Genomic DNA, 22,743 nt, shown 5'->3' with positions numbered 1-22,743 from the left:
GTAACGGAAGAGCCAAAGAAACTTTTCCGCTTTCCCGATTACGGGTGGCTGCTTTTTTTTGGGTCTTTTTTCCCACTTCTACTTTCTTTATTCCCGATTCCAATCCCTTTTTCCACGAGCCTGACATCACCCAGCAGCACCGTCCAGCGGTTTTCTTCGTAGAAAGGGTCTTTCCGGGTTTGCAAATCGACCGCCATCTGCTTGGCGGTTTTGGCCGCATACAGTAGCTGCCCTTTTGGATTAAAAGCCTGAAAATGTTGAAAGTACGTCGCCGTGGTTTCATAACCGCTGACGGTTTTTTCCCAGTCGGCCACCAACGCCAGATCATAGAACGCAATGTCGATGTCGAAATACCGCTTTTCCAGGTTTTTCAGCCTTCTGAGGTATATCGCGAGCGGGTAGGTTTTCACTGCCGTTTTGGGATTGGACGAACCGACCTGCATGGTGGCATCGGGCAAAAACAGCAGCAAGGCATTTTCAATGGCCAGTTCCCGGATGTTTTCCTGTTGCTCAGGATCGGCAACGACCGATAGATACCGTTGAAATTCGGCCACTTTCTGTTCTGTTAACGCCCGGAAATCAAGAAGTTGTTGCTCGGTAAGCTGATTTTCCTCCACCACGCCCTCCCGGTTCAGCAAGGGCTGTTCCGGCGACGCATACACCGTCAGCCGACCCGCCGACGACCGGGTTTCGCGCAGGTTGGCTTCATACATCGATTGTTTGAAACGCGTGGCGATGTAGCGGGACAGTTGCGTCTGGGTGTTTTTCAGCACGGTTTCCCACGACAGATCGGCTCCCGAACGAGCCGCCACTTCCAGCACTTCATCGAGCGCACGCGTGTAGAAACTGCCCGAATCCGGGTGCGCACAGGCTTCCTGCGGGGGGCGGCTGCTGGCAATCAGGACGTCGCCGGTGACGTCCAGCAGGAGTTTCCGGTACGCCTGATTCAGGGAATCGTTGGTCAGCACCAGCGGCTTTGGCGGAATCCGTTTGCGCCCGGTGGTGCGGGTGGCATCGATCACTTCGTTGCAGCAATCTCCCAGGGTGATACACAGCCGCGCTCCTTTCTTTTTCAGCAGGGTATGTAGGCTCAACAGGCCCGGATTCTGCCCGGCCAGGGCATCATCCTTTTCCAGCATCAGAATCGGAAACCGGTCGGTGCGGTTTTTCAGGTTGTAGCCGTGGCCGGTATAATACAGGAAAAGAATATCGTTCGGTTGGGGACTGATTTCCTGCAACACGGCCCGGAGCCGTTTTTGGCCGAAATCATCCTGGGCCACAATCCGCTCGTCCAACGAGTATTGAATAGCGGCCGCCATCTGAACAAATTGCCGGTGCATCACGTCCATGTCCCGTTTGCAGGCATCGATCAAAACCGGGTCTTTGGTGTCGGCCACCACAACGGCATAGAAGGTCTGAGCCTGGCCGAATATACTGAAAATCAACCAGAACAGAACCGTCAGCGTTGCAAAACCACCTGTTTTCATGGCATTTGAAAGAAAAATTTCCCCCGCAACCGGCCCTCAATGTAGGTCGGCTGTATAAAACCGCGTTCTTCCAGGCCCCGATCGATCCGGTCGACCATCTCTAAAATATCGATATTGGGCTGGCCGATGTGTTTGACCAGTTCGCTCGTAAAAAGTCCATTTTCTTCGTTGCCATCGTGAGCGACTTTCCCCGGCTCGGTGGCGTAGATAATCAGCGTTCCGACGGCGGGCTGAACTGGCGCAAAAGACGGTTCACCCGCGCCCCGGTGCCACGACCGATAGGGATTGTTCCGGCAGGCATCCCAGAAAATGACATTCGATCCCTTCGGGTTGGTGCTCGCCATTCGAGCCACGAGCCTCCGCAGCGGGTAACATTCAAAATCGACATCCGGCTCGGCGGTCGGATCGGCATCCACCGGCTGCACGTAGTTTTCGCCGTTGACCATCAAACCGTGTCCGGCGTAGTAAAAAAGCCCGATGTTGTGGTTTCCCAATTCGGCCAGAAAGGTATCGAAACTGGCTTTCAGCTCCCGAAGCGGCAGATTCTCTTTGTAGGTAACCGCAAATCCCAGGTTTTCGAGTTGCCTTTTTACCGCTTTACCGTCGTTTGTCGGATTTTTGAGCGGGCTTTTCGAATACTTTCCGTTGGCAATGATGAGCGCCAGCCGTTTGGGAGCCGCCGACTTGGCGGCAATCTCCGTTTTTTCGGGCTGGTTGATAATCAGCCGCGTCTCCGACGTGGTCGTTCCGGCAGAGCTGGTGGCCGTGACATAAATCTCATTGGCACCGCTCACCAGTTGAATTTCTGCTGCGTATTCCGTACCGCAGGCCACTTTGATGATACCCCGTTGTAAGCCGTTGATTTCTTTATCGTTGTGAAAAAACAGAAGTTTAGTAACGGGCTCCGCCGACTCGATGCAGACACTCAGTCGGTAAACCGGTCTGGACTCCGTAACCCGCCTGGCCAGTGGAGTTCGCCAGGTGATGCGTGGCGCGACGGCGGACGGTTTGGTCATTTTCACCCAATCGCTCTGGGCCGAAACCGTCGGTGGCTGCTGGGCCATTCCGGTTCCGGAGATGATCAGGAAGAGTAGTAGAAAAGGTAGCGTGTTTTTCATAAGTGATGGTCCCAAACCCGGTACAAAGCATATCCTCAAAAAGACAAAAGGTTATCAGCGATTTTTAAAACCGCATCGAAAACCCCAGGGTTGGCGTCGTTCCCACCCAACCGGCCACGATATTCCGGACCGACACCCGCTTTTTCTTCCCGTTTTTCATCCCCTTCAAAAAGGCATACGTCACATCGGCGGCCCAAACCACAGCCGCAACCCGCGTTGCCACCAGATAGCGGTGATGGTGCTGCGTTGCCCGGTTGTAATACGGTTCCGCCTGCGGTTCGCTGGTCTGGCTTTCGTAGGTCTGATAAGCCTCTTTCGACCGGCTGCGTTGCACCAGGCCGTAGGCGAGCAACCCGCCATAGGTTGCCGTGATGACCGGTCGCCAGCCGATTTTCCGATTGGGCTGAACCAGTATAGTTCCCAGACCGGGTACGAGCGCCGACAGCAGCGCGTTGGCAGGACCTCCGCCCGGAACAATCTGCACCATCGGTTTTACCAGAACCGTCACCCGGATTTCATCGTCGATGGTCACCCCATCCAGGCGGTAATCCCAGTAGATCGTTTGGTTGGCTCCCGATAAAACGCCTTTCCCAACGGCGCCGGTCACGGTTTTGGGTTTTAAAAACCCATTTCGGCGGCTTTCCACCTGGATGTATACCGAATCGGTTGCGATCAGATTGGCTACATCATAGACGATTTTTACCCGCTGCGTATCCAGTTCAACGCGAACGTTGGAAACCGTCAGCCGGGTATTTCCCGAAGGTTGCCCGTAGGTGGTGACGGTCAGGAGGAGGGCGAGAAAAAGGAGGAGCCGGTTCACTGCTGGTAGAGGGCTTTAATTTCAGAATCCGTCAGGGCGCGGTTGTAGATGCGGATGTCGTCCATCAACCCGCTAAATTGATTAAGATCACCTTCCCACGCCACACCAAACCGCAACGGGCTCCCCGAACAGGCGTCGATCGGGCCATCCTTGAATTCGGTATTGGAAATTTGCTTTTGCCCATTCAGGTAAAAAGTACCGGTTTTGCCTTCGAAAACGGTGACGATGTGTACCCACTGATTCAGTTGAAAGCCTGGATCAAAATACAAAACCCGCTTTTTGGTTTTGTCCTCCTGATCGCAATTACCATCCTGCTCAATATCCGCGATGATTTCGTACCCCGTTGTCGAACCGGTCGTGTAAGGCGGGGTAATTCGCGCCGTGTACTGGTTATTGACATTGTCTTTAAAAACCGCTTTCGAATAGATCTGGGTCGTCGATGTAACCCGCTGCGGTTTTATCCAGAGGCTGATGGACAAGACCGTCGGCCGAAGCAGTACGTGATCGGGAATTTCAAAATAGTCGTCGATACCGTCCAGCAACAGGGCCGAATTTTCGTTCGATTTCCGATCCAGCCCGTACGTGGCACCGTTTTTCAGGACCCCGTGCAGGTTGTTTCCACTGGCGTCGAGCGTACTGCCGTTGAGTGGATAGTAGCCTACCGGCCCCGTTGCCACCGTAAATTGTTTACGCGGCAACACCCAGGCATCACAACTCAAGCCCAGCGCGGCCACCCAAAGCCAGCAAAGCGACTTTAGCGATTGGTTGCCATTGAATTGCCTGATCATAAGCTGGTTACGGCCTTATTTTCTGTCAGTGCCTAATGTACTGCAAAATAACAGATAATACCTATTTTATCTTGTAATCAGACAATAATTTAGATGCAGTCTATTTTCTGTAAAAAACAAAAACCGCCCCCATTGCCAGGGGCGGTTCATCCTATCAGTCGGTTATCTTACAAACTTTGTTCTTCGACGTTCACTTCAACCTGCTTCTGGCTGCCGGTCAGTTCATTCAGGAGTTCCTGCACATTGACGGTGGCAAAGCTGCTGGCGTAATCCGACATGGCGTACGGAATGATGAGTTCATTGCCGTTGATCAGGCCCCCACAACTATACACGACATTCGGAACATACCCTTCACGTTCGTTTTCGTCGGGACTCAGCAACGGTTCGGTCAGGCGGCCAATCACTTTGCCGGGATCGTTCAGATCGAGCAAAAAGGCACTGATGGCGTATTTCCGCATGGGCCCCACACCATGACTCAACACCAGCCAACCGGCCTCGGTTTCGATGGGCGATCCGCAGTTGCCGAGTTGAACAAACTCCCAGTGGTAGGTCGGTTTCAGCAATATTTCCTTCGTTTGCCAGAAATAGAGGTCATCCGAATACATGATGTAAATATTCTCCCCGTCCTGACGGGAAAGCATCACATACTTCCCGTTGATTTTCCGGGGAAACAATGCCATACCCTTGTTCTGCACCTCGGCTCCGTTTAACGTACTGATGCTGAAGTGGGTAAAGTCCCGGGTGAGCAGCAATTGCGGAAAGGTAACCTGGCCGTTGTAAGCGGTATAGGTCGCATAATACGTCACCTCGCCGTCGTCTTCGACGAACCGTACAAAGCGGGCATCTTCGATTCCGTTGGTTTCATTGGGCGATGTCGGGAAGATACACCGCTCGTCCAGGCTCTGGTCTTCGTCAAAATCCAGTTCGTAATTGGAGCGGGCCAGCGTACGCAAACTGCTTGCAATAGCCTCGTATTCTGCGTGATGCCGGTATTGACTCAAAACCCGTTTCAGCCGGTCTTCCATCTCTTCCAGCGCAAACTCCTCACCCAAACCGGTCATCATCATTTCAGAAATGGGATTCGACAACCGGAGTTCGTAGAGTTTCCGTTCAAACTGCGCCCGGTTGAACCGGTGGTTCGGCACAATTTCCGGGGAAGTCACGTAGCGCGACGGTTTTCGAAGGATGATCTTGCTGTCCTGATCGATGTAACCCATGCGGAAGGTAATCGACGAAATATGGCCTTCGCCCGTCGCCCTCATGCTCAGAATAAACCGTTTGAAACCCGGCGGAACGTTGGTCTGGTCGGGGTGCCACACCATCGACGGATTGAACAAAGCCGCCGATTCCAGCGAGTATTCCATCGTGAAATAAGCGCCCAGCAGCAGTTTCCGCTCCAGTGTCAACGGCTCGTCGGTCAGGAGCTGGGATTTAATGTGGTTGAAGCGTTTCAGGAAAAACCGCTCCAGTTTGTAATGCCGACTGCCAAATTCACGAATCACCTCGCTTAACTTCCGCTCGGCTTCTTCTTCAGTCATGGCATTGACCCGGGCAATAATTTTCAGGGTTCGCGTTGAGCTACTGTGTTCAAAGGGCCGAAAGAGAACGCGCGTTGGGTCAGGGCGCAGTACAATGCCGGTACGGGTTGCCTTTATCATAAGTACTAAAAGGTTGACAGACAGCAGGGTTATGGAATGAGGGAATGAACGCCTGTTTAGAAGCAGTGCGTTTCATTCCCTCATTGTCTCTGCCTTCAACGTTTAAACTAACAAGGTTAGTGCCGTATTTGCAATTTCAGCGTCGGAAATTTGTTTTTGGGTTAAATGCAGTTCAGTCAGCGCCATTAAATACGCCAGCGTCGATTCAGCACCCTGGTTCTGGTTGACCCGGTCGACGTGCAGGCCATCGCGGCAACCACCCGTGTTGGGATCATAAACCGACAGACCCAGATCGTTATGGCCGGTAAACCACTTGAATATCTTTGTGGCCCTTTTCAGCCAGACGGCTTCGCGGGTGATCCGGTAGGCCGCCAGACAGGCTGAAACCGACCCCTGCACTTCCACCGGCTGCTGATCGAAATACGCCCGTTTTCCACCTTTGGTATAAAAACCATTGGAACCGATCGGCTGAAAATAACCGGTGCTGGCGATGCCATTCCCCGTCATCTGCAAACTGATCAGCCATTCTAGTGTCTTGATACCCAGATCGGTCACCTTCGCGTCTTGCAACGTTTCTCCGGCACAAATCAGCGCGTGGGATAACTTCGCATTGTCATAGGTCAAATAGCCCTCGAACCAGGGCCAGTCTTTGGATTTGCCGTCCTGATACCGGAGGAGTAATTTATCCACCAACTGCTGTAAAATGGTTTTCACCAGCCGGTCATTTGCGAAACGTTTGAGGTACTCACAAGCGCCCATGATGCCGAAAGCCCAGGCCCGGGGTGAGGGCAGGTCGACCAGCGAGGGCAGTGCCTGGTGTAAAATCGGCATCGCCCAGGTAATCAGGTTTTTATCGGCCGAACGACCGACGCAGGTTCCCAGTGCCCAGATGGCGCGGCCCGTGCTGTCGTCGGACCCCACTTCTTCGAGCCAACGGCGGTCGTAGCCCATAAAATTCCGGAACTGACCCCGCCCCTGCAGGTAAGCGTAGTTGAGAAATGCTGCAAAATCGTCGGTGAGTTTGGCCAGTTTCCGATCGCCCATACCGGCTTCTTCCACCATCACAGTCAGAATCAGCGCGCGGGCGTTGTCGTCGGTGCAATAGCCTTCTTCATAGTGCGGCAAATGATAGCGGGCGTGTTGAATGATTCCCGTCGAATCGGTCAGGCGATACAGGTGGTCGAGCCGAATTGGCGGTAATTTGTACGTCCCTCCCCCATTGCCATTGATTAACGCCAGCGGACTTCCCGGTAGTGCAATCGGCTGTTGACGCGCCTGAACGAACGACTGAACGTAGCGTTCCATCACGCGTTCCCAGATCATGCTGCGCCCGAGCATATACGCTTTTTTGCGCATTCCGTGCCGCAGGGGCTCATCACTCATCAGCTTGATAATGGCATCGGCAACGGCTTCCGAATCATTGAAAGGCACCAGAACACCCCGGCCGTCGGCCAGCAATTCTTCGGCATGCCAGTAGGGCGTCGAAACCACCGCCTTGCCACATCCAAAAGCGTAGGAAAGTGTTCCGGACGTTATCTGAGCCGCATTAAGGTAGGGCGTGATGTAAATATCAGCCGCGCCCAGAAATTCGATCAGATTGTCCAGCTCAACGAACTGGTTGAAAAACAGCACGTTGTTTTTGACGCCACAGTCGGCGGCCAGTTTTTTCAAACTGTCGCGATACACTTCACCCTGATCCCGGATGAGGTTGGGGTGCGTCGCGCCCAGCACGATGTAGACGGTATTCGGAAACTGGTCGACAATGCGGGGCAACGCCTTGATGACGTTTTCGATGCCCTTGTTGGGCGACAGCAACCCGAAGGTCAGCAACACCTGCTTGCCTTCGATGCCAAACCGGTCTTTGTGAAAATGCGGATCGACAAACGGCATATCGGGAATCCCGTGCGCAATGACGTCGATTTTGTCTTCAGGAACTTCATAGATATCTTTCAGGAACTGACGGCCTTTCTCGGTCATCACCACCACCCGCGCCGACAGATCGGCGATGGTTTTCAGCACCATGAGCTGGTCCTGATCCGGATTGCGCAACACGGTATGAAAGGTCGTTACCACCGGCATCGTCAGATTCCGAAGCAGGGTCAGAATATAGTTGCCCGCCGTTCCACCGTAAATACCGTATTCGTGCTGCAGGCAGACGACTTCGGTGTTCATGGAATTCAGAAATTCGGCGGCTTTTTTGTAGGAATTCAGATCATGCTGATAAAATTCATACCGTACCTCATCCGGATAATCGTAGCCTTCAGGCACATCGTTGACCGACACGACCATCGCCGACGATTCCGGATAATACGTTGTAAATGATTTATATAGGTCAGAAGTAAAAGTGGCAATCCCACACTTTCGGGGTAAATAATCGCCTATAAATGCCACACTGGTGGGCATGTGCACACTAGGGGATACGTTTTGTAAGGTAGCAAGATTCATAATTATTCGTGGAAATAATGGTATAGAAATAATCCTGGTGCACTTGTAATTTAACTAAGCAAAGAATGACCGACCTTTTATGTGTGGACGCTTACTGATTAACTACAAATAGCAACACTTGTTTAATTAATTTACGGAGGAAGTTATCCTACGCCCGGTTTTTAGAACAGAAACCAACCACAAAGCCGAACGTTCGACCTCCGTTTTCAAAAACACACCCAAATTTTGTACCTTGCGCGCTTAACTTCTGTTCTGGCTTGATGTTCTGGCACCGCGTTTCGGATTTCATCTTAAAAAATCGTATTCTCCTGCTCATTGTCATTTTCGTAGGAACGGTATTTATGGCCTACCAGGCCACCCGCATCCAGCTATCCTACGAAATTGCCCGCATTCTTCCTTCCAACGACCCCGATTTTGAACTCTATGAATCGTTTAAGAAACGGTTTGGCGAAGACGGCAGCGTGATGGTCATCGGGATTGAAACGCCTAACCTCTATACGTTACCGGTTTTTAACGGCTGGTATGCGTTAAATCAGGCCATTAAGAAATCGGATGGCGTTCAAAATGTATTGTCGGCTGCCAGTCTGTTCCACATCGTCCGCAACGACAGCATCAAACAGTTTCAGTTTTTGCCCCTTGTCCCCCAGCCGCCTACCACGCAGGCCGAGGTAGACAGCCTCCGTTTAAAAGTGGCTAACCTGCCTTTTTACCAGGGTTTTGTCTCCGACAGTGCCGGTCGGTCGCACCTGATGGCCGTCACGTTCGACCAGAAGAAGCTGAATACCAAAGACCGCATCGGGATTGTTCTGGAGATTGAGAAGAAAGTAAGAGCCTTTGGTGCAACGTATAACATTCCGGTTCACATGTCCGGCATGCCCTACATCCGCACCAAATTTACCGGCAAAGTCAGCAACGAAATGGTGTTGTTCATGGCGCTGGCGTTCGGCGTAACGGCCATCATTCTGCTCTTTTTCTTCCGGTCCATCGTGGCCGTTCTGGCGGCCATCAGCATCGTCGGGGTGGGGGTGGTCTGGTCGCTGGGCTTTCTGGTGCTGTTTGGCTACAAAATCACGCTGCTAACCGGTTTGCTGCCGCCCCTGATCATTGTCATCGGTATTCCGAACACCATCTTTCTCATCAATAAATACTTCGAAGAGTTCAGCCACCATGGCGACAAAATCCGGGCACTGAATACCGCCACGGAAGCCATCGGTGAGATGACGTTTTTTGCCAACGTCACCACCGCCATCGGTTTTTTTGTCTTCTATTTTGCCAGCAGCCCGATGCTGGCCCAGTTTGGACTGGTGGCTTCGCTGGGGGTGGTCGTGACCTACGCCCTTTGTCTAGTGCTGATTCCGATCGTATTCGGGTATTTGCCCGAGCCGTCGTCACGGCAGCGGGGTCATCTGGAAAGCCGTTGGGTGGTTTCGTTTCTGAACTGGGTCAATCACACGGTTCACCACCGCCGTCGGGCCATTTATGCCTTCATCGGGATTCTGGTGATTGTCAGCCTGATTGGGGCCATGCGCATCCAGGCGGTTGGCTACGTGGTCGATGATTTGCCGAAGAACGACCCGATTTATACCGATCTGAAATTTTTTGAGAAAAACTTCCGGGGCGTTCTGCCTTTCGAAGTGTCCATCGACACCCGCCAGCCGGGCCGGGTACTGACGCCCCAGACGCTGACCAAGATGCGGCTTTTGCAGCGCGAGTTTGAGAAATATCCCGAGTTTACACGCCCGCTGTCGGTGGTCGAGGCCGCCAAATTTCTGTACCAGGCGTATCGCGGGGGAGACCCGAAATATTACGTCCTGCCCGGTGCGCTGGAAATGGCCAAAGTGGCCAGCTATGCGCCCCAAATGAAAGGAAAAGCCAATCTCTTCAAAGGATTTATCGACAGTACGAGCCGCTACACCCGCGTGAGTTTTCAGATGGCCGACGTCGGTACGGTGCGCATCCGGGAATTGCTGACTACCCTCCAACCCCGGGTCGATTCCATCTTTAACATCGACCGCGAAACCGGTAAACGCGTTTCCAACGGCGATATGTACGACGTCCGGCTGACCGGCAGCAGCAGCATTTTCACGAAAGGCAACGAGTATCTGGTGGATAACCTGAAGGAAAGCGTTTATCTGGCGGTAATTCTGATTACTGCCTTGCTGGCTCTTTTACTCCGCGACGTCCGAACGATCATCATCTGTTCGCTGCCCCGCATTGTTCCGCTGATCATCACGGCGGGGATCATGGGCTATTTCGGCATTCGGCTCAAACCGTCGACCATCCTGATTTTCAGCGTTGCGTTTGGGATTGCTTCCGACGGCACGATCTATTTCATCGCCCGGTATCGCGAAGAACTCCGGCGGGGCCTCAGCATTTCCAAAGCCATCACCAACACCATTCACCAGGCCGGTATCAGCATGATTTACACGGCCTTTATCCTTTTCGCAGGTTTCGCCATTTTCGCCTTTTCGACCTTTCAGGGAACCGTGGCGCTGGGTGTTCTGGTGTCGATCACCCTGCTGATGGGCATGGCCGCCAACCTGATTCTACTCCCCGCTTTCCTGCTCTCGCTCGACAAACGCAAAAGCCGGAAGGAACTGCTGAATAACGAGACCGTTTGAGGAAAAAAGGGAATGTAAAATACTAAATGATGAACGCTAAATGTAAAAGTGTTTGGACGCGCCAGCCTACTTTTACATTTAGCGTTCATCATTTTACATTTAAAATTAAAATTTCAAACTTCCTCCAGCAAACTCTGGAACGAGACGTACTGATTCCCGAATCGTTCCTGGATTTTGTCCATCAGTTCATCGCCGTGGTATTTTTGAAAACGGTAAAAATCCAGTTTGATTCGAAAGGAATACTGGAAGGTATACGTCGCGCCGTTGTTATCGACTTCGGTGAGTAGATGCAAAATTTTGTGGCTCAGCGGCAGACCGGTTGCCATCACCGCCGGCACGTGTTCGGCTTTCATCCAGTGTAACCATTCCCGCTCAACGGTTTTGTCTATGTTAATCGTCAGGTTGTAAAGAATCATACTTTTGAGATCAGAGAGGAGACAAGAGATCAGAGAAAGAGTCTCTCCACCAGAATGCAACCGCAATTTCGTTCTTTTTGTCCGTAATCTTGCGGCTATTCTCATTCGTCTTAGCCACAAATGTTGTTTCTTTGCTCTACGACAAACTTACTCACTCTATGTTTTACAATATACTGGTTCGTGCCCACTCGGGTCTTCGCTGGATTGTGTTGATTCTGTTGCTTGCCGCCATCGTCACCGCATTTCGGAAATGGCAGGGCCGCGATGAATACACCCCGGGCAATAACAAACTGTACCTCTTCACTTTGATTGCCACGCACACACAATTTCTGATTGGCCTGATCTTGTATTTTATCAGCCCCAAAGTGCCCCTTTTTGATTCAGGAATTGACATGGGCACCATCATGAAAACAACGCTGTACCGGTTTTACACCATCGAACACATGATCGGAATGCTGATTGCGGTGGTTCTCATTACGATTGGTCGCTCGAAATCGCGCCGGATCAGCGGGCCGGTTCAGAAACACCGGACGGTTTTTATCTTTTTTGGATTAGGGTTGATCGTCATTCTGATTTCGATCCCATGGCCGTTCCGCATTCCCGGCGCAGGCTGGTTTTAAACACCCTCAACCCCTAAAGGGGGCTTTTACCGGATAATAAAGCCCCCTTTAGGGGGGTTGGGGCAAAACATAGATCCATGCATCCTACACCCCAGCACCGAACCATCCTGAACTGGATTCAGCCTTCCGACGCTGAACGGTACGAGATTTATTCGGAACTGGGACTTCCGCAGGCGGTTTTAACCATTGAAGCACCCCATTATGCGACGCTCGATTCCCGCTTTGGCAGCTATCGGATTCAGCGGCAAATCCCATCGACGATCATTGCTGTGACCGATGCGGGCGGATCATCCATTGTCACCATTCGCCCCGGCTGGTGGGGACGCCTTTCCCTGACGTTTGACGACGGGCGTGAACTGCGCTTCAATTCTTCCAGCGTGTTTCGCAGCCGCTGGCTCTGGAGCAGTGCCGACGGCGAACCACAGGCCGTTGTGCAACGCAGCCGGATTTTCTTTGCCCCCGAATGGCCCATCCGCGAAGGGCTGTCGGCCCTGCTGGCCGGTCTATCCATTTATTTTATCGTCACCCGACCCAAATTTGTATTCGGTTTTAAGTTTTCGCCGGGCCGACGTTTCGGTAGCTGACACATTTTTATTGCTCGTTAGCCCCGTAAACTGAAAACCGTAAACCACACAACCATGATTAACACCCGCTCTTTACCGGTTTCACCGGATCAGCAACTCCGAAATATTGGCTGGAACTGGATGCTCGGAACTGACACCTTGTCGTACCTGACCAACGAAGTCGTTGTGGTAAGCCCGTCCGAAGCCGATGCCTACCATGAAGCCGGCAATCAGTTGTTTACCATGCTGGTGGAAGCCGGCCAGCACGTCATCGACACCAACCGGTTCAGCGAACTGGGAATCCCGGACAACCTCGTCGACCTGATCAAACTTTCCTGGAGCGACGACCGGCACATTCAGCTCTACGGCCGTTTCGACCTCGCGGGTGGCATCGACGGCCAGCCCATCAAACTGATCGAGTTCAATGCCGACACGGCAACCTGCATTCCCGAAACGGCGGTGGTTCAATACGCACACCTGCGGGCCAATGGCCTGGACGAAGAACAGCAGTTCAATTCCGTTTACGAAACGCTGGTGGAGCAATTCCGCGACATCCTGCTGCACAACGAGGACAAACAACCGACGCTGTTGTTATCGGCCATGCGCGGTTTTCCAGAAGATGACAGCAACCTGGCGGTGTTGGGCGAAGCGGCCCGGGAAGCCGGTTTTACAGTCGAATTCGAGTACATCGACAAAGTTGAATTCTCGGTCGATGAAGGCATTTTCAAACAGAATCCGGAGAATGGTCAATTCGACAAATTTGATTTCTGGTTCAAGCTGGTACCCTGGGAATACATCGGCCATGAGGAATCCGACCTGGCCCACATCCTGACCGAAGCCGTGCGCCGTCGGCAGGTGGTGATCCTCAACCCTGCGTACTCGCTCCTGTTTCAGTCGAAATACATCCTGAAAATTTTGTGGGAACTGTATCCCTTTCATCCTTTGCTCCTGAAAACCGACACCCAGTCCCTCACCGACCGGATGTCCGTCGAGAAAGTATTGTTTGGTCGCGAAGGAGCCAACGTCCGCATTCTGGATGAGCAGGGTCGCGTGCAGGCCGAAGCCGATGGGGAGTATGACGACTACCCGAAAATCTACCAGGAATACGTGGCGCTACCCACCGACGGAACCGGCAAACGCTATCAGGCCGGGGTGTTTTTTGTCGGCGAAAGCTGCGGTTTGGGCTTCCGGCGCGGAGGGGCCATTCTGGACAACGGTGCGCAGTTTGTCGGACACCTGATTGGCTAACCGGTCAGCCCATCAGCAATGACTCCCCGCCGTCAATCCAGATGGGTGTGCCGGTAATGTGACTGGCCCGATCAGAAGCCAGAAAAGCGACCACTTCGGCCACCTGTTCACTGGTGCCGGGTACACCGTCGGTCAGCGGAATGACACCTTCCGGAAACACAACCGGTTCCCGGGCCGACTCGATTTTGCGTTTTTCGGTGCTGTCATCGATTTCCGTTTCGATGGCACCGGGGCAAACGACGTTCACCCGGATGCGGTGTTTGGCGAGTTCCAGCGCGGCCATTTTCGCAAAGGCCAACTGACCAGCTTTGGTGGTCGAATAAGCCGTGGCACCCGTATTGCTAAAAATCCGGGTGCCATTCACCGAAGCCGTGATGATGACAGAACCGCCTTCTTCCTTCAACATCGGGATGGCGTATTTCAGGGTTAAAAACGTACCACGCAGGTTGATGTTCATGGTTTTGTCCCACTCGTCCGGTTCCAGGTCTTCGATGGGCGCCCACACACCATTGACACCCGCATTGGCAAAAACGATATGCAATCCGCCGAACTGGCTTTTGATGGCTTCGAATGCTTTTTGCATGTCCTCCGGTTTTGAAATATCGGCCAGCACCGCGATGGCTTCTCCTCCCGCTTGCTGAATTTCCAGAACGGTTTCCTGCAACTCGCTTTCCGTCCGGCCCAGAGCCACCAGTTTTGCGCCGTTTCGGGCCAGAAGCAGGGCTGTCGCTTTTCCAATTCCCGAACCGGCACCGGTTACCAACGCTACTTTTCCGGTAAATTCCTTATCTTGACTCCTCATGTTGCCAAATGATTACGTTTCTCCTGACTTATCTACCTGTACTTTGTCCTTTTTGTTAGAAAATTCAGCAAATTCTTTCCAACTCCCTCAGTAAATGTACCGTTCAGGATTAATTCAAAACCCAGGTTGTTCACCCCAAAACCGCTTTCCCCGTTCATGAACAACCTGAGTCTATACGCCATTGCCATCGTCTACATCGTGTCGGGTATCCTGCACTTCATCCGCCCCGAACCCTACCTCCGCATCATGCCCCCTTACATTCCCTACCATCCGCTGATGGTAATTCTCAGCGGTATTGCCGAACTGGTGCTGGGTGTTGGCCTGCTGTTTCCGGTCACCCGGTCGCTGGCTGCATGGGGGTTGATTCTGCTGCTGATCGCCATTTTTCCGGCCAATCTGTATATGGCGACGGCCGACAAATTTTCGTCCATCCCGGCCTGGATTCGCTGGGGACGGCTTCCGTTGCAGGGCGTCCTGATCTGGTGGGCCTGGCGTTATACCTGAACCGGTAAATTATATAAACGGTCAATATCACCCGCTTTATGGTAGAGGTATAAAACGGGAAAGAGCTACTTTTACCCTTTTATGCTAGAGTCAACGAACGAACATGAAACTCCCAAAATCTCTCCTGCTGGCAGTTGGCGGAATGGTATGGCTTACGGCCTGCAAAACTGAAAAAGACGAAACCGCCCGCACGGTATTTTTTGACAAATCGGGCATGGATACCACCGTCGTTCCCGGCAATGACTTCTTCTCATATGCCAATGGAAACTGGGTAAAAAACACCAAAATCCCGGATGATCAGACCGGCTGGGGCTCCTTTTACGAACTTCACGAGGAGAATCAGAAAAAAACAAAGTCAATTCTGGATGAAGCAGCCGCCAGCGGAGCCGCCAATGGCAGCGTCGAGCAGAAAGTGGGGGATTTTTACGCCAGCGGTATGGATACGGTTGCCATCGAAAAACGGGGTTATGAACCTCTGAAAGCCGAGCTGGCGAAAATTGCGGGTCTGAAAGACTACAAGGAAGCCCTGATTTACATGGCCTCCGACGAAATCAACCGGGGGGGCGTTTTGTTCGGCATGGGCGTTGGACCCGACGACCGTCAGAGCACGATCAACCGGCTGAGTTTCGGCCAGAGCGGGTTGAGTTTGCCGGAGAAGGAATATTATTTCAAAACCGACGACGAAACGAAAAAAATCCGGACGGCTTTTATCGCTTATGTCACCAAACTTTTTGTGCTGACCGGCACGGACTCAACGACGGCCCGGAAAAAAGCCGACGGAATCCTGGCCTTCGAAACCACCCTGGCGAAGGCCCACAAAGCCGCAGCCGACCTCCGCGACCCGATCAAAAACTACCACAAACTGTCGGTAGACGAACTGAATCAACGCACGCCCAATATTGACTGGAAGTCGTTTCTGACCGCCATGACGGTGAAAACCGACACGGTTCTGGTGGGGCAACCAGAATATTACCAGGCCCTGAGTGCGGCACTGCCCGCGACGCCCATCGACGTCATTAAAGACAAAGCGGCTTTTGGCTACATCGACTTCAATGCGTCTTTGTTGAGCCGCCCGTTTGTACAGGCTAAATTTGACTTCTACAACAAAACACTCTACGGACAACCCGTTCAGTCGGAACGGTGGAAGCGGATTTCCCAAAATGTCGATGCCTATCTGGGCGAATTGTTGGGGCAGTTGTGGGTCAAAAAATATTTTACACCCGAAGCCAAAGAACGGATGCTGATGCTGGTCACCAACCTTCAGAAAGCTTACCGGAACCGAATTGAGAAACTCGACTGGATGTCGCCGGAAACCAAAAAAATTGCGCTGGTCAAACTGGACGGGATCATGAATAAAATCGGCTACCCGGATAAGTGGAAAGATTATTCGGATGTTACCATCAAGCGCGATGCCTATTTTGAAAACGTGCAGTCAGCCCGCATTCATGCCTCGAAAGAAAGTTTTGCCAAAATCGATAAAACCGTCGACCGCACCGAATGGATGATGACCCCACCGGAAGTGAATGCCTACGCCAATCCGTCGTTCAACGAAATCGTGTTCCCGGCCGGTATTCTGCAGTTTCCGTTCTTTGATAAAGACGCCGACGATGCCATCAACTACGGCGCCATCGGCATGGTAATCGGTCACGAACTCACGCACCTTTTCGACGATCAGGGCCGTCAGTATGATGTTCAGGGGAACTTGCGCGACTGGTGGCAAAAGTCGGATGCCGATAAGTTTACGGCCAAAGCCAATCAGGTGGTCGATCAGTATAACAACTACACGGTTTTGGACAACCTGAAACTCAACGGACGTTTGACGTTGGGCGAAAACCTGGCCGATCTCGGCGGATTAGCCATCGCCTTCGATGCGTTTAAGCTGACCGATCAGAGTAAAAGTGATGAAAAAATCGACGGTTTCACGCCCCAGCAACGGTTTTTCCTGGGATTTGCGCAGGTTTGGCGCATCAAAATCCGGGATGAAACCCAGCGGGCCTACGTACAGGTCGATCCACACTCACCGGCGAAATACCGCGTCAATGGCCCCCTGAGCAATTTTGCACCCTTCTATCAGGCCTTTAATGTCAAGCCGGGGGAACGAATGTACAAGCCGGAAGTGGATCAAACCCGGGTTTGGTAAGTTCGTCAGCGGCCAAAGTGCAGATTGGCCCCCAGTTTGATTTGCGGGCCGCGGTTGTGGCCCGCAAATACCGGGGCCTTGTCGTAGTAGTTGTTCTCGATCATGAGTTCGAAGCTCAGCTTTTCCATCGCTTTCACACCCAGACCCAGGCCAATGTTCAGACTGCTAAAACCCCTGTTATCGTTGGGACCGACATCGCTGGAACGAAATTTTCCAATATTAAAACCGCCTTCGCCAAAGACGTAAAAATTGTTACGGACCGGGTAATAGCGCACAAAAGCCCCCCCGGAATTGGCACGGTAGCTGGTGGAGGCCCGGCTTTCAAACGCGCCCCGCAGGCCGACGGACAGTCCCTGCTGAATGAAGAAACTGGCGCGGGGATTAAAAGCCGTATACAAACCCTGCCCTTTTCCCGTAGCAAAACCCAGAGCGGCCCCCAGCATAAAGGCCCCCTTTTGAAACCACGGCAAGCCAGGTCGTCTAAAATAGGAAGGTTTTACGTCCGAAAATACTTCCCGGGAACGATAAGTCGTATCTGGTAATGGCGTAGTGGGAACATCCCGTCGGAGGGTGTCGGTTTCCTGCGCTTGTACAACAACGGTTGTAAGCAGACAAAAAACAATCAGATGGGTCAGTCGGTTAGAGTACGGTTTCATGGAATTACGCTGAGTTGTCTACGTAAAACCAGTTTGAGGGAATAAAGTTTATTTAAATGCAAATAGCACCGGTTTTGAACAGAAAATCCTCACAAAACGCGGGGATAGTCTGGCCCAAACCGGTGCTAATTCGTTTATCAAAAAACTAGACGTTACCCAACACCTCAATCAATCGGCCGATCTGCTCCACATCGGTCGCCGGGAAATTGGCAATCCGGATCTGGGTGTCTTTTAACTGTCCGTACCCACTGCCTACAACCATCCCGGATTCTTTGACTTTGCTGATGATCTCAGAAGACGGTTTTTGCGTATTGGCTACCACAACTGTCCGCGAACGGTGCCGGTCGTTTTTCACGAAAGGCGAGAATTGCGGGTGACTCTCCACAAACTTATACAGCATTTTCGCCTTTTCTTCCGTCTCTCTCCGCAGGTTTTCGACGCCGATCCGGTTGAAATCTTCGGCAATTTTACCCAGCAGGTAGATGAACAGAACGTTGGGCGTAGCCGGTGTCTCAAACGTTTTGTAGTTTTTCCAGAGCGTTGGCAAGTTGTTGTGGGCGCCAATGTGCTGATCACCGTGTTTGAGGGTTTCGGCTTTTTCGAGGCATTTCTCATTGGCAATCCACACCCCCAAACCGGCGGGCAGACCAAACGCTTTTTGAACGGAGAAAAATGCCGTGTCTACGAGCGAGAAATCCAGATCGGGAAACGGTGCCGACGACACCATATCGACCGCAATCAGTTTTTTGGCATGACTACGCTTCAGCTTATGAATGTCGACCGGTCGCATCTGCACGCCCGAGCTGGTTTCATTGTGCGTCACCGCGATCAGTTCGGCATATTCCGGTACCTCGATCTCGCTGTAATCGAACCCTTCGCCAAACGGTTTTTCCTGCTTGTGGGCGTATTTCTGCAAAGCGGTCGCGTAATCGCAGAATTTCTTCGAAAACGATCCGTTCACCAGGTGAAAACTTTCGTGCTCGACGCAATTGAGCAGAATGCGTTCCCATACTTCAGAAGCCGAGCCGGTGAAGAAAATTCCGTGCGATTCCGGAATCGTCAGTAGCTCGCGCAACTGTTCGTCACAAAACTGGTAGATACTCCGGAACCTGGCGCTCCGGTGCGAAATCGACCCGATCTGCTCGTCCATCGCCGTCTGAAGGTGTTGGTAAACAGTGGGATACAGTTCTGCTGGCCCGGCGGTGAAGTAGGTTTGTTTCATAATTGATCAATAAAAATACTGACTAGTCCAAATCAAGCTATCCGGAAATGTAAGTCCGAAATGTCCAAACTGTTCTTCGGTTGAGAGCACAACTCCATTTGACGGATTGTTTTTTTCATAAATAACCGGCAATGGCTTTTCCAGTAATGAATGGAGCTGCCATTCCGTCAAGGAATGAAAAGCACGGCATTTCTCCGTAAATGATTTTCCATTAATCAAATACCGCACCTCGGCGCGGTAGATCCGTTTTCGATACCGGGTTTGACCGGTTTCAATACGCGATATGGTTCCTACGACAAAAGCGGGTTCTTTCCGAATCTGCCTCCGTTCGTAAATCGTGTACAGCTTCGGTATGGTAGCCAGAAGGATCAGGAGAGGAATAAACGCAATCAGAAGTGCCTTTGAAGGCGGCCATTCCATTTGCTTTTTCTTTACCTCCTCTCCCATTCCTTTTCACTAATATAACAACCTGAATTTGATCGTATTATCGATATTCCGCAGTTCGTTGACCACTTCGTCCGAATAATCCTTGGCGATGTCGGTAATCACATACCCAACCTGTTCGGTTGTTTTCAGGTACTGCCCCTGAATATTGATGTGGTAATTGGCAAAAATAGCGTTGATTTTCGCCAGAATGCCCGGCACGTTGGCGTGAATATGCAACAAACGGTGCGAGTCTTTCAACAGCGGCAATTGCACTTCCGGGAAATTGACGCTGCCGTAGGTACTGCCGTTGTTGATGTATTCCAGAAGTTTTCCGGGCACAAAATTACCGATGTTTTCCTGCGCTTCTTCTGTACTACCGCCGATGTGCGGGCTCAGAATGACATTCGGCAAACCGCGTAACTCGTTGATAAACTCCTCGTTGTTGGTTTTCGGTTCATACGGAAACACGTCGATTCCCGCACCCGCTACGTGGCCACTCTTGATCGCATCCACCAATGCTGCAATGTCGACAATGTGTCCGCGCGACAGATTCAGGAAAATGACCCCTTCTTTCATCAGCGAAAACTCCCGGGCACCAATCAGGTTTTTGTTGCTGGCGCGGCCGTCGGTATGCAGGCTGAGGAAGTCAGAAATGGCGAGCAATTCGTCCAGGGTTTTGCATTTGCGGGCGTTCCCCAGCGCCAGTTTATCGACAATGTCGTAGAAATACACTTCCATACCCAGTGCTTCGGCTACCACCGACAATTGGGTGCCGATGTTGCCGTAGCCCACCAGACCCAGTTTTTTCCCCCGGACTTCGAAGCTATTTTTGGCTGATTTGTCCCAAACGCCTTCGTGCATTTTATTACTTTTCGGGACAATGTTCCGCACCAGCATGATGATTTCGCCAATGGCCAGTTCAACCACCGAGCGGGTGTTGCTGTAGGGCGCGTTGAAAACCGCTATGCCTTTTTCGGTACAGGTTTTGAGGTCGATCTGGTTGGTGCCGATGCAGAATGCTCCGACGCACATCAGTTTGTTGGCGTGGTCGAGCACGCGGCTGGTCACCTGCGTTTTGGAGCGAATGCCGAGAATGGAAACATCCCGGATTTTCTCGATCAGTTCGTCTTCGTCCAGCGCCCCTTTCAGAATTTCCACATTGAATCCTTCACCCTCAAACAGTTTCACCGCTACGGGGTGTACGTTTTCGAGCAACAGAACTTTAATGCGGCTTTTGGGGTACGACTGGCTGCGACTCAGCTTGTTGTGGTATAAAAACTCGTCGAGTGACGGCGCCACATGGTCGGCTTTTTCGATCACTTTCGGTCGCATGACATTCTCGGTAAAGGCGTAAAACCGGTTGGCTAAACCTGACTCCCGAATTTCGTAGTCGGTGTAGCCATCGCCGATGACATAAATGTCGCCTTCGAGTTTCAGATCCCGAATCAGCTTCACTTTTCCTTTGTCGGTTGAGAGCGGGTTGTCACAATCGCAGCTCACGATGTTGCCAGCAGCATCGTAGACGAACGTATTGGCAAATACATTCTCCTCCTTGATACCCAGCGACGTCACGATCGGGACGATAAATTCTTTAAAACCGCTCGACACGATGTAAATCTGATCGGCATGTTCAGCTAGAAACCCCCGGTTCCGTTGAAACGAGTCCGAGATTTCGGTCTTCAGCGTTTCAATCAGCGCAGGCAAATGATCCCGGTGCGCCTGCAACAGTTCGAGCCGCAATTCGATGGATTTCGACAGCGAAATCTCGCCCGACATGCCCCGGTCGGTGATGATCTTGATTTTTTCGAGAATCGCTTCCCGGTCGCGGTGACCCGCCAAGGAGATTTCTCCCAGTACATCCAGGGCTTCGACTTTGGTAAAGGTGCTGTCGAAGTCAATGACGAAATACGTCTGTTCGAGTGTTTTGGTTAACATAATTGAGGACTGCTTTCAACCCTTTTTAATGATAAATGTTAAATGGCGAATGCAAAATGTAAAAGTGCTTCAAACTCACATTCGTTACTTTTACATTCATTATTTAACATTTTACATTTGTAATTAGAAAATCAATTTAACAGCGGCTAGCTGCATTGGTACTATACACTTATTGCTTCAAAAACCGCAAGGCTCGTTCTTCCGACCAATACACGGTTTTATTGGACCCGGCGGGTGTAAAACCGCAATGGCCGCCCTGGGTCGGAAATTCCATCCAGACATTGGGCAGTTGGCGCGCCAGTTCTTCCGGGAAACATTCGCGCGACAAAAAAGGGTCATTTTTGGCACTAACAATCAAGGTCGGAATCGCAATTTTGTCCAGGTATGGCAGGGCGCTGCTCTGCTGGTAATAATCTTCCGCATCGCGAAAACCGTGTAAGCGAGCCGTAAACAGATTGTCAAACTCCCGCAAAGTACGGACTTTTTGCAATCCCTCCGTCTGAATGACACCCGGCATCAGGGCCGCTTTTTCAAAAACTTTGCGCTTCAGTGTCCGGTTGAACCGCTGGTTATAGACCTGACTATCCCAGGCTTCCAGCCGGCGCGATGCGCTGGTCAGGTGTAGCGGCACCGAAAAAACCACAGCTTTTTCGATAGCCGGATGAATTGCTGTTGCCTGCTCTCCCAAATATTTCAACGTCACATTGCCGCCCGCACTGAACCCCATCAGGTTGATGTGCTTATACCCTTTTTGCAGGGCGTAATCAATCACCAACTGCAAATCGCCCGTTTCGCCGAGGTGGTAAAACCGCGCTTGTCGGTTCATTTCGCCACTGCAACTGCGGTAATGCCAGGCCAGACAATCGAAACCATTGGTCGTCAAATGCCGAACCATCCCGGCCAGATATTGCCGCCGGGAATCCCCTTCCAGACCGTGGGAAAGGATAGTTAAGAGTGAAGAGTTAGGAGTTAAGAGTGGTAAAGAACTCTTAACTCCTAACTCTTCACTCTTAACTCCCGAAAGGCTCCAGTCCAGATCCAGGAAATCATCATCCGGGGTTTCAATCCGTTCGCGGGTATACGCTGCGCTGACTTTTCGGAACAAAGCCGGGACAATGGTTTGCAAATGCCCGTTCCACAAATGCGCGGGCGGGCGGTAATCCGACGGGGTAATCAGCGGCATAGCTATTCTCAAAAGAAGCACAAAGGTAAACGGTTCCACGGCAATGGGAAAAACAAACGTCCGGAAAGACAAAAGAGATTCTGCCGACCGG

At 51.8% G+C, this 22,743-nt stretch carries 18 protein-coding genes; 6 read left to right on the top strand and 12 right to left on the bottom strand.

What is annotated here, in order from left to right:
• Nucleotides 1-38 precede the first annotated feature (38 nt).
• The 6 genes from ACS5NO_RS07570 to ACS5NO_RS07545 form a co-directional block, all read right to left on the bottom strand.
• Nucleotides 39-1,487: a caspase family protein gene (locus ACS5NO_RS07570; protein ID WP_439414564.1), complete on the bottom strand. Its 1,449-nt coding sequence runs from the start codon at nt 1,485-1,487 to the stop codon at nt 39-41.
• Nucleotides 1,484-2,605 carry a caspase family protein gene (locus tag ACS5NO_RS07565; protein ID WP_439414563.1) on the bottom strand — a complete coding sequence of 374 codons (1,122 nt, stop codon included), beginning with the start codon at nt 2,603-2,605 and terminating at the stop codon, nt 1,484-1,486. Before ACS5NO_RS07565 ends, ACS5NO_RS07570 begins: the two co-directional genes overlap by 4 nt.
• Nucleotides 2,606-2,669: 64 nt before the next feature.
• Nucleotides 2,670-3,425 (bottom strand): hypothetical protein, encoded by a 756-nt coding sequence (locus ACS5NO_RS07560; protein ID WP_439414562.1) that lies wholly within the window; start codon nt 3,423-3,425, stop codon nt 2,670-2,672.
• Complete coding sequence (locus ACS5NO_RS07555) at nt 3,422-4,213, bottom strand: LamG domain-containing protein (RefSeq protein ID WP_439414561.1); 792 nt, start codon at nt 4,211-4,213, stop codon at nt 3,422-3,424. The genes ACS5NO_RS07560 and ACS5NO_RS07555 overlap by 4 nt, the downstream gene beginning before the upstream one ends.
• A gap of 167 nt (nt 4,214-4,380) precedes the next feature.
• Complete coding sequence (locus ACS5NO_RS07550) at nt 4,381-5,871, bottom strand: glycoside hydrolase family 130 protein (RefSeq protein WP_439414560.1); 1,491 nt, start codon at nt 5,869-5,871, stop codon at nt 4,381-4,383.
• Between the two features lie 102 nt (nt 5,872-5,973).
• A complete protein-coding gene (locus ACS5NO_RS07545; RefSeq protein WP_439414559.1) occupies nt 5,974-8,316 on the bottom strand; it encodes a glycosyltransferase family 4 protein in 2,343 nt (780 codons plus the stop codon).
• A 260-nt stretch (nt 8,317-8,576) separates the two neighbouring features.
• On the opposite strand from ACS5NO_RS07545, the gene ACS5NO_RS07540 reads away from it, so the two are divergent.
• Nucleotides 8,577-10,937, top strand: coding sequence for an efflux RND transporter permease subunit (locus ACS5NO_RS07540; RefSeq protein ID WP_439414558.1), 2,361 nt, complete (start codon nt 8,577-8,579; stop codon nt 10,935-10,937).
• Nucleotides 10,938-11,050: 113 nt separating this feature from the next.
• Here the strand turns inward: ACS5NO_RS07540 and ACS5NO_RS07535 are convergent, their stop codons facing one another.
• Nucleotides 11,051-11,353: a DUF4286 family protein gene (locus tag ACS5NO_RS07535; RefSeq protein ID WP_114409107.1), complete on the bottom strand. Its 303-nt coding sequence runs from the start codon at nt 11,351-11,353 to the stop codon at nt 11,051-11,053.
• Nucleotides 11,354-11,511: 158 nt separating this feature from the next.
• On the opposite strand from ACS5NO_RS07535, the gene ACS5NO_RS07530 reads away from it, so the two are divergent.
• The 3 genes from ACS5NO_RS07530 (at nt 11,512) to ACS5NO_RS07520 (ending at nt 13,784) form a co-directional block, all read left to right on the top strand.
• The gene (locus tag ACS5NO_RS07530; protein ID WP_439414557.1) at nt 11,512-11,973 is read left to right on the top strand and encodes a cytochrome B; all 462 of its coding nucleotides are present in this window, start codon (nt 11,512-11,514) and stop codon (nt 11,971-11,973) included.
• Nucleotides 11,974-12,050: 77 nt separating this feature from the next.
• A complete protein-coding gene (locus ACS5NO_RS07525) occupies nt 12,051-12,557 on the top strand; it encodes a hypothetical protein (RefSeq protein WP_439414556.1) in 507 nt (168 codons plus the stop codon).
• A 54-nt stretch (nt 12,558-12,611) separates the two neighbouring features.
• Entirely contained in the window at nt 12,612-13,784 is a 1,173-nt protein-coding gene (locus ACS5NO_RS07520; protein WP_439414555.1) for a glutathionylspermidine synthase family protein, read from the top strand.
• A gap of 4 nt (nt 13,785-13,788) precedes the next feature.
• On the opposite strand, the gene ACS5NO_RS07515 is transcribed toward ACS5NO_RS07520, so the two are convergent.
• Nucleotides 13,789-14,586 carry an SDR family oxidoreductase gene (locus tag ACS5NO_RS07515; RefSeq protein ID WP_439414554.1) on the bottom strand — a complete coding sequence of 266 codons (798 nt, stop codon included), beginning with the start codon at nt 14,584-14,586 and terminating at the stop codon, nt 13,789-13,791.
• 156 nt (nt 14,587-14,742) lie between these two features.
• On the opposite strand from ACS5NO_RS07515, the gene ACS5NO_RS07510 reads away from it, so the two are divergent.
• Both ACS5NO_RS07510 and ACS5NO_RS07505 read left to right on the top strand, forming a co-directional pair.
• Nucleotides 14,743-15,090, top strand: a complete 348-nt coding sequence (locus ACS5NO_RS07510) for a DoxX family protein (protein ID WP_439414553.1) — start codon at nt 14,743-14,745, stop codon at nt 15,088-15,090.
• Between the two features lie 103 nt (nt 15,091-15,193).
• Nucleotides 15,194-17,230: a M13 family metallopeptidase gene (locus ACS5NO_RS07505; protein ID WP_439414552.1), complete on the top strand. Its 2,037-nt coding sequence runs from the start codon at nt 15,194-15,196 to the stop codon at nt 17,228-17,230.
• A gap of 5 nt (nt 17,231-17,235) precedes the next feature.
• Here ACS5NO_RS07505 and ACS5NO_RS07500 read toward each other — a convergent pair whose 3' ends face one another.
• The 4 genes from ACS5NO_RS07500 to ACS5NO_RS07485 form a co-directional block, all read right to left on the bottom strand.
• Nucleotides 17,236-17,886, bottom strand: coding sequence for a hypothetical protein (locus tag ACS5NO_RS07500; RefSeq protein WP_439414551.1), 651 nt, complete (start codon nt 17,884-17,886; stop codon nt 17,236-17,238).
• Nucleotides 17,887-18,031: 145 nt separating this feature from the next.
• Entirely contained in the window at nt 18,032-19,108 is a 1,077-nt protein-coding gene (locus tag ACS5NO_RS07495) for an aminotransferase class V-fold PLP-dependent enzyme (protein ID WP_439414550.1), read from the bottom strand.
• Between the two features lie 456 nt (nt 19,109-19,564).
• The gene (serA, locus tag ACS5NO_RS07490) at nt 19,565-21,469 is read right to left on the bottom strand and encodes a phosphoglycerate dehydrogenase (RefSeq protein ID WP_439414549.1); all 1,905 of its coding nucleotides are present in this window, start codon (nt 21,467-21,469) and stop codon (nt 19,565-19,567) included.
• A 169-nt stretch (nt 21,470-21,638) separates the two neighbouring features.
• Nucleotides 21,639-22,652: a YheT family hydrolase gene (locus tag ACS5NO_RS07485; RefSeq protein ID WP_439414548.1), complete on the bottom strand. Its 1,014-nt coding sequence runs from the start codon at nt 22,650-22,652 to the stop codon at nt 21,639-21,641.
• Nucleotides 22,653-22,743 lie beyond the last annotated feature (91 nt).

The organism is Larkinella fluvii, from assembly GCF_051857545.1.
In the GTDB taxonomy this organism is placed as follows: Bacteria; Bacteroidota; Bacteroidia; order Cytophagales; family Spirosomataceae; genus Larkinella.
Note: the sequence above shows the minus strand (reverse complement) of the source record. Positions and strands in the feature narration are given on the sequence as shown.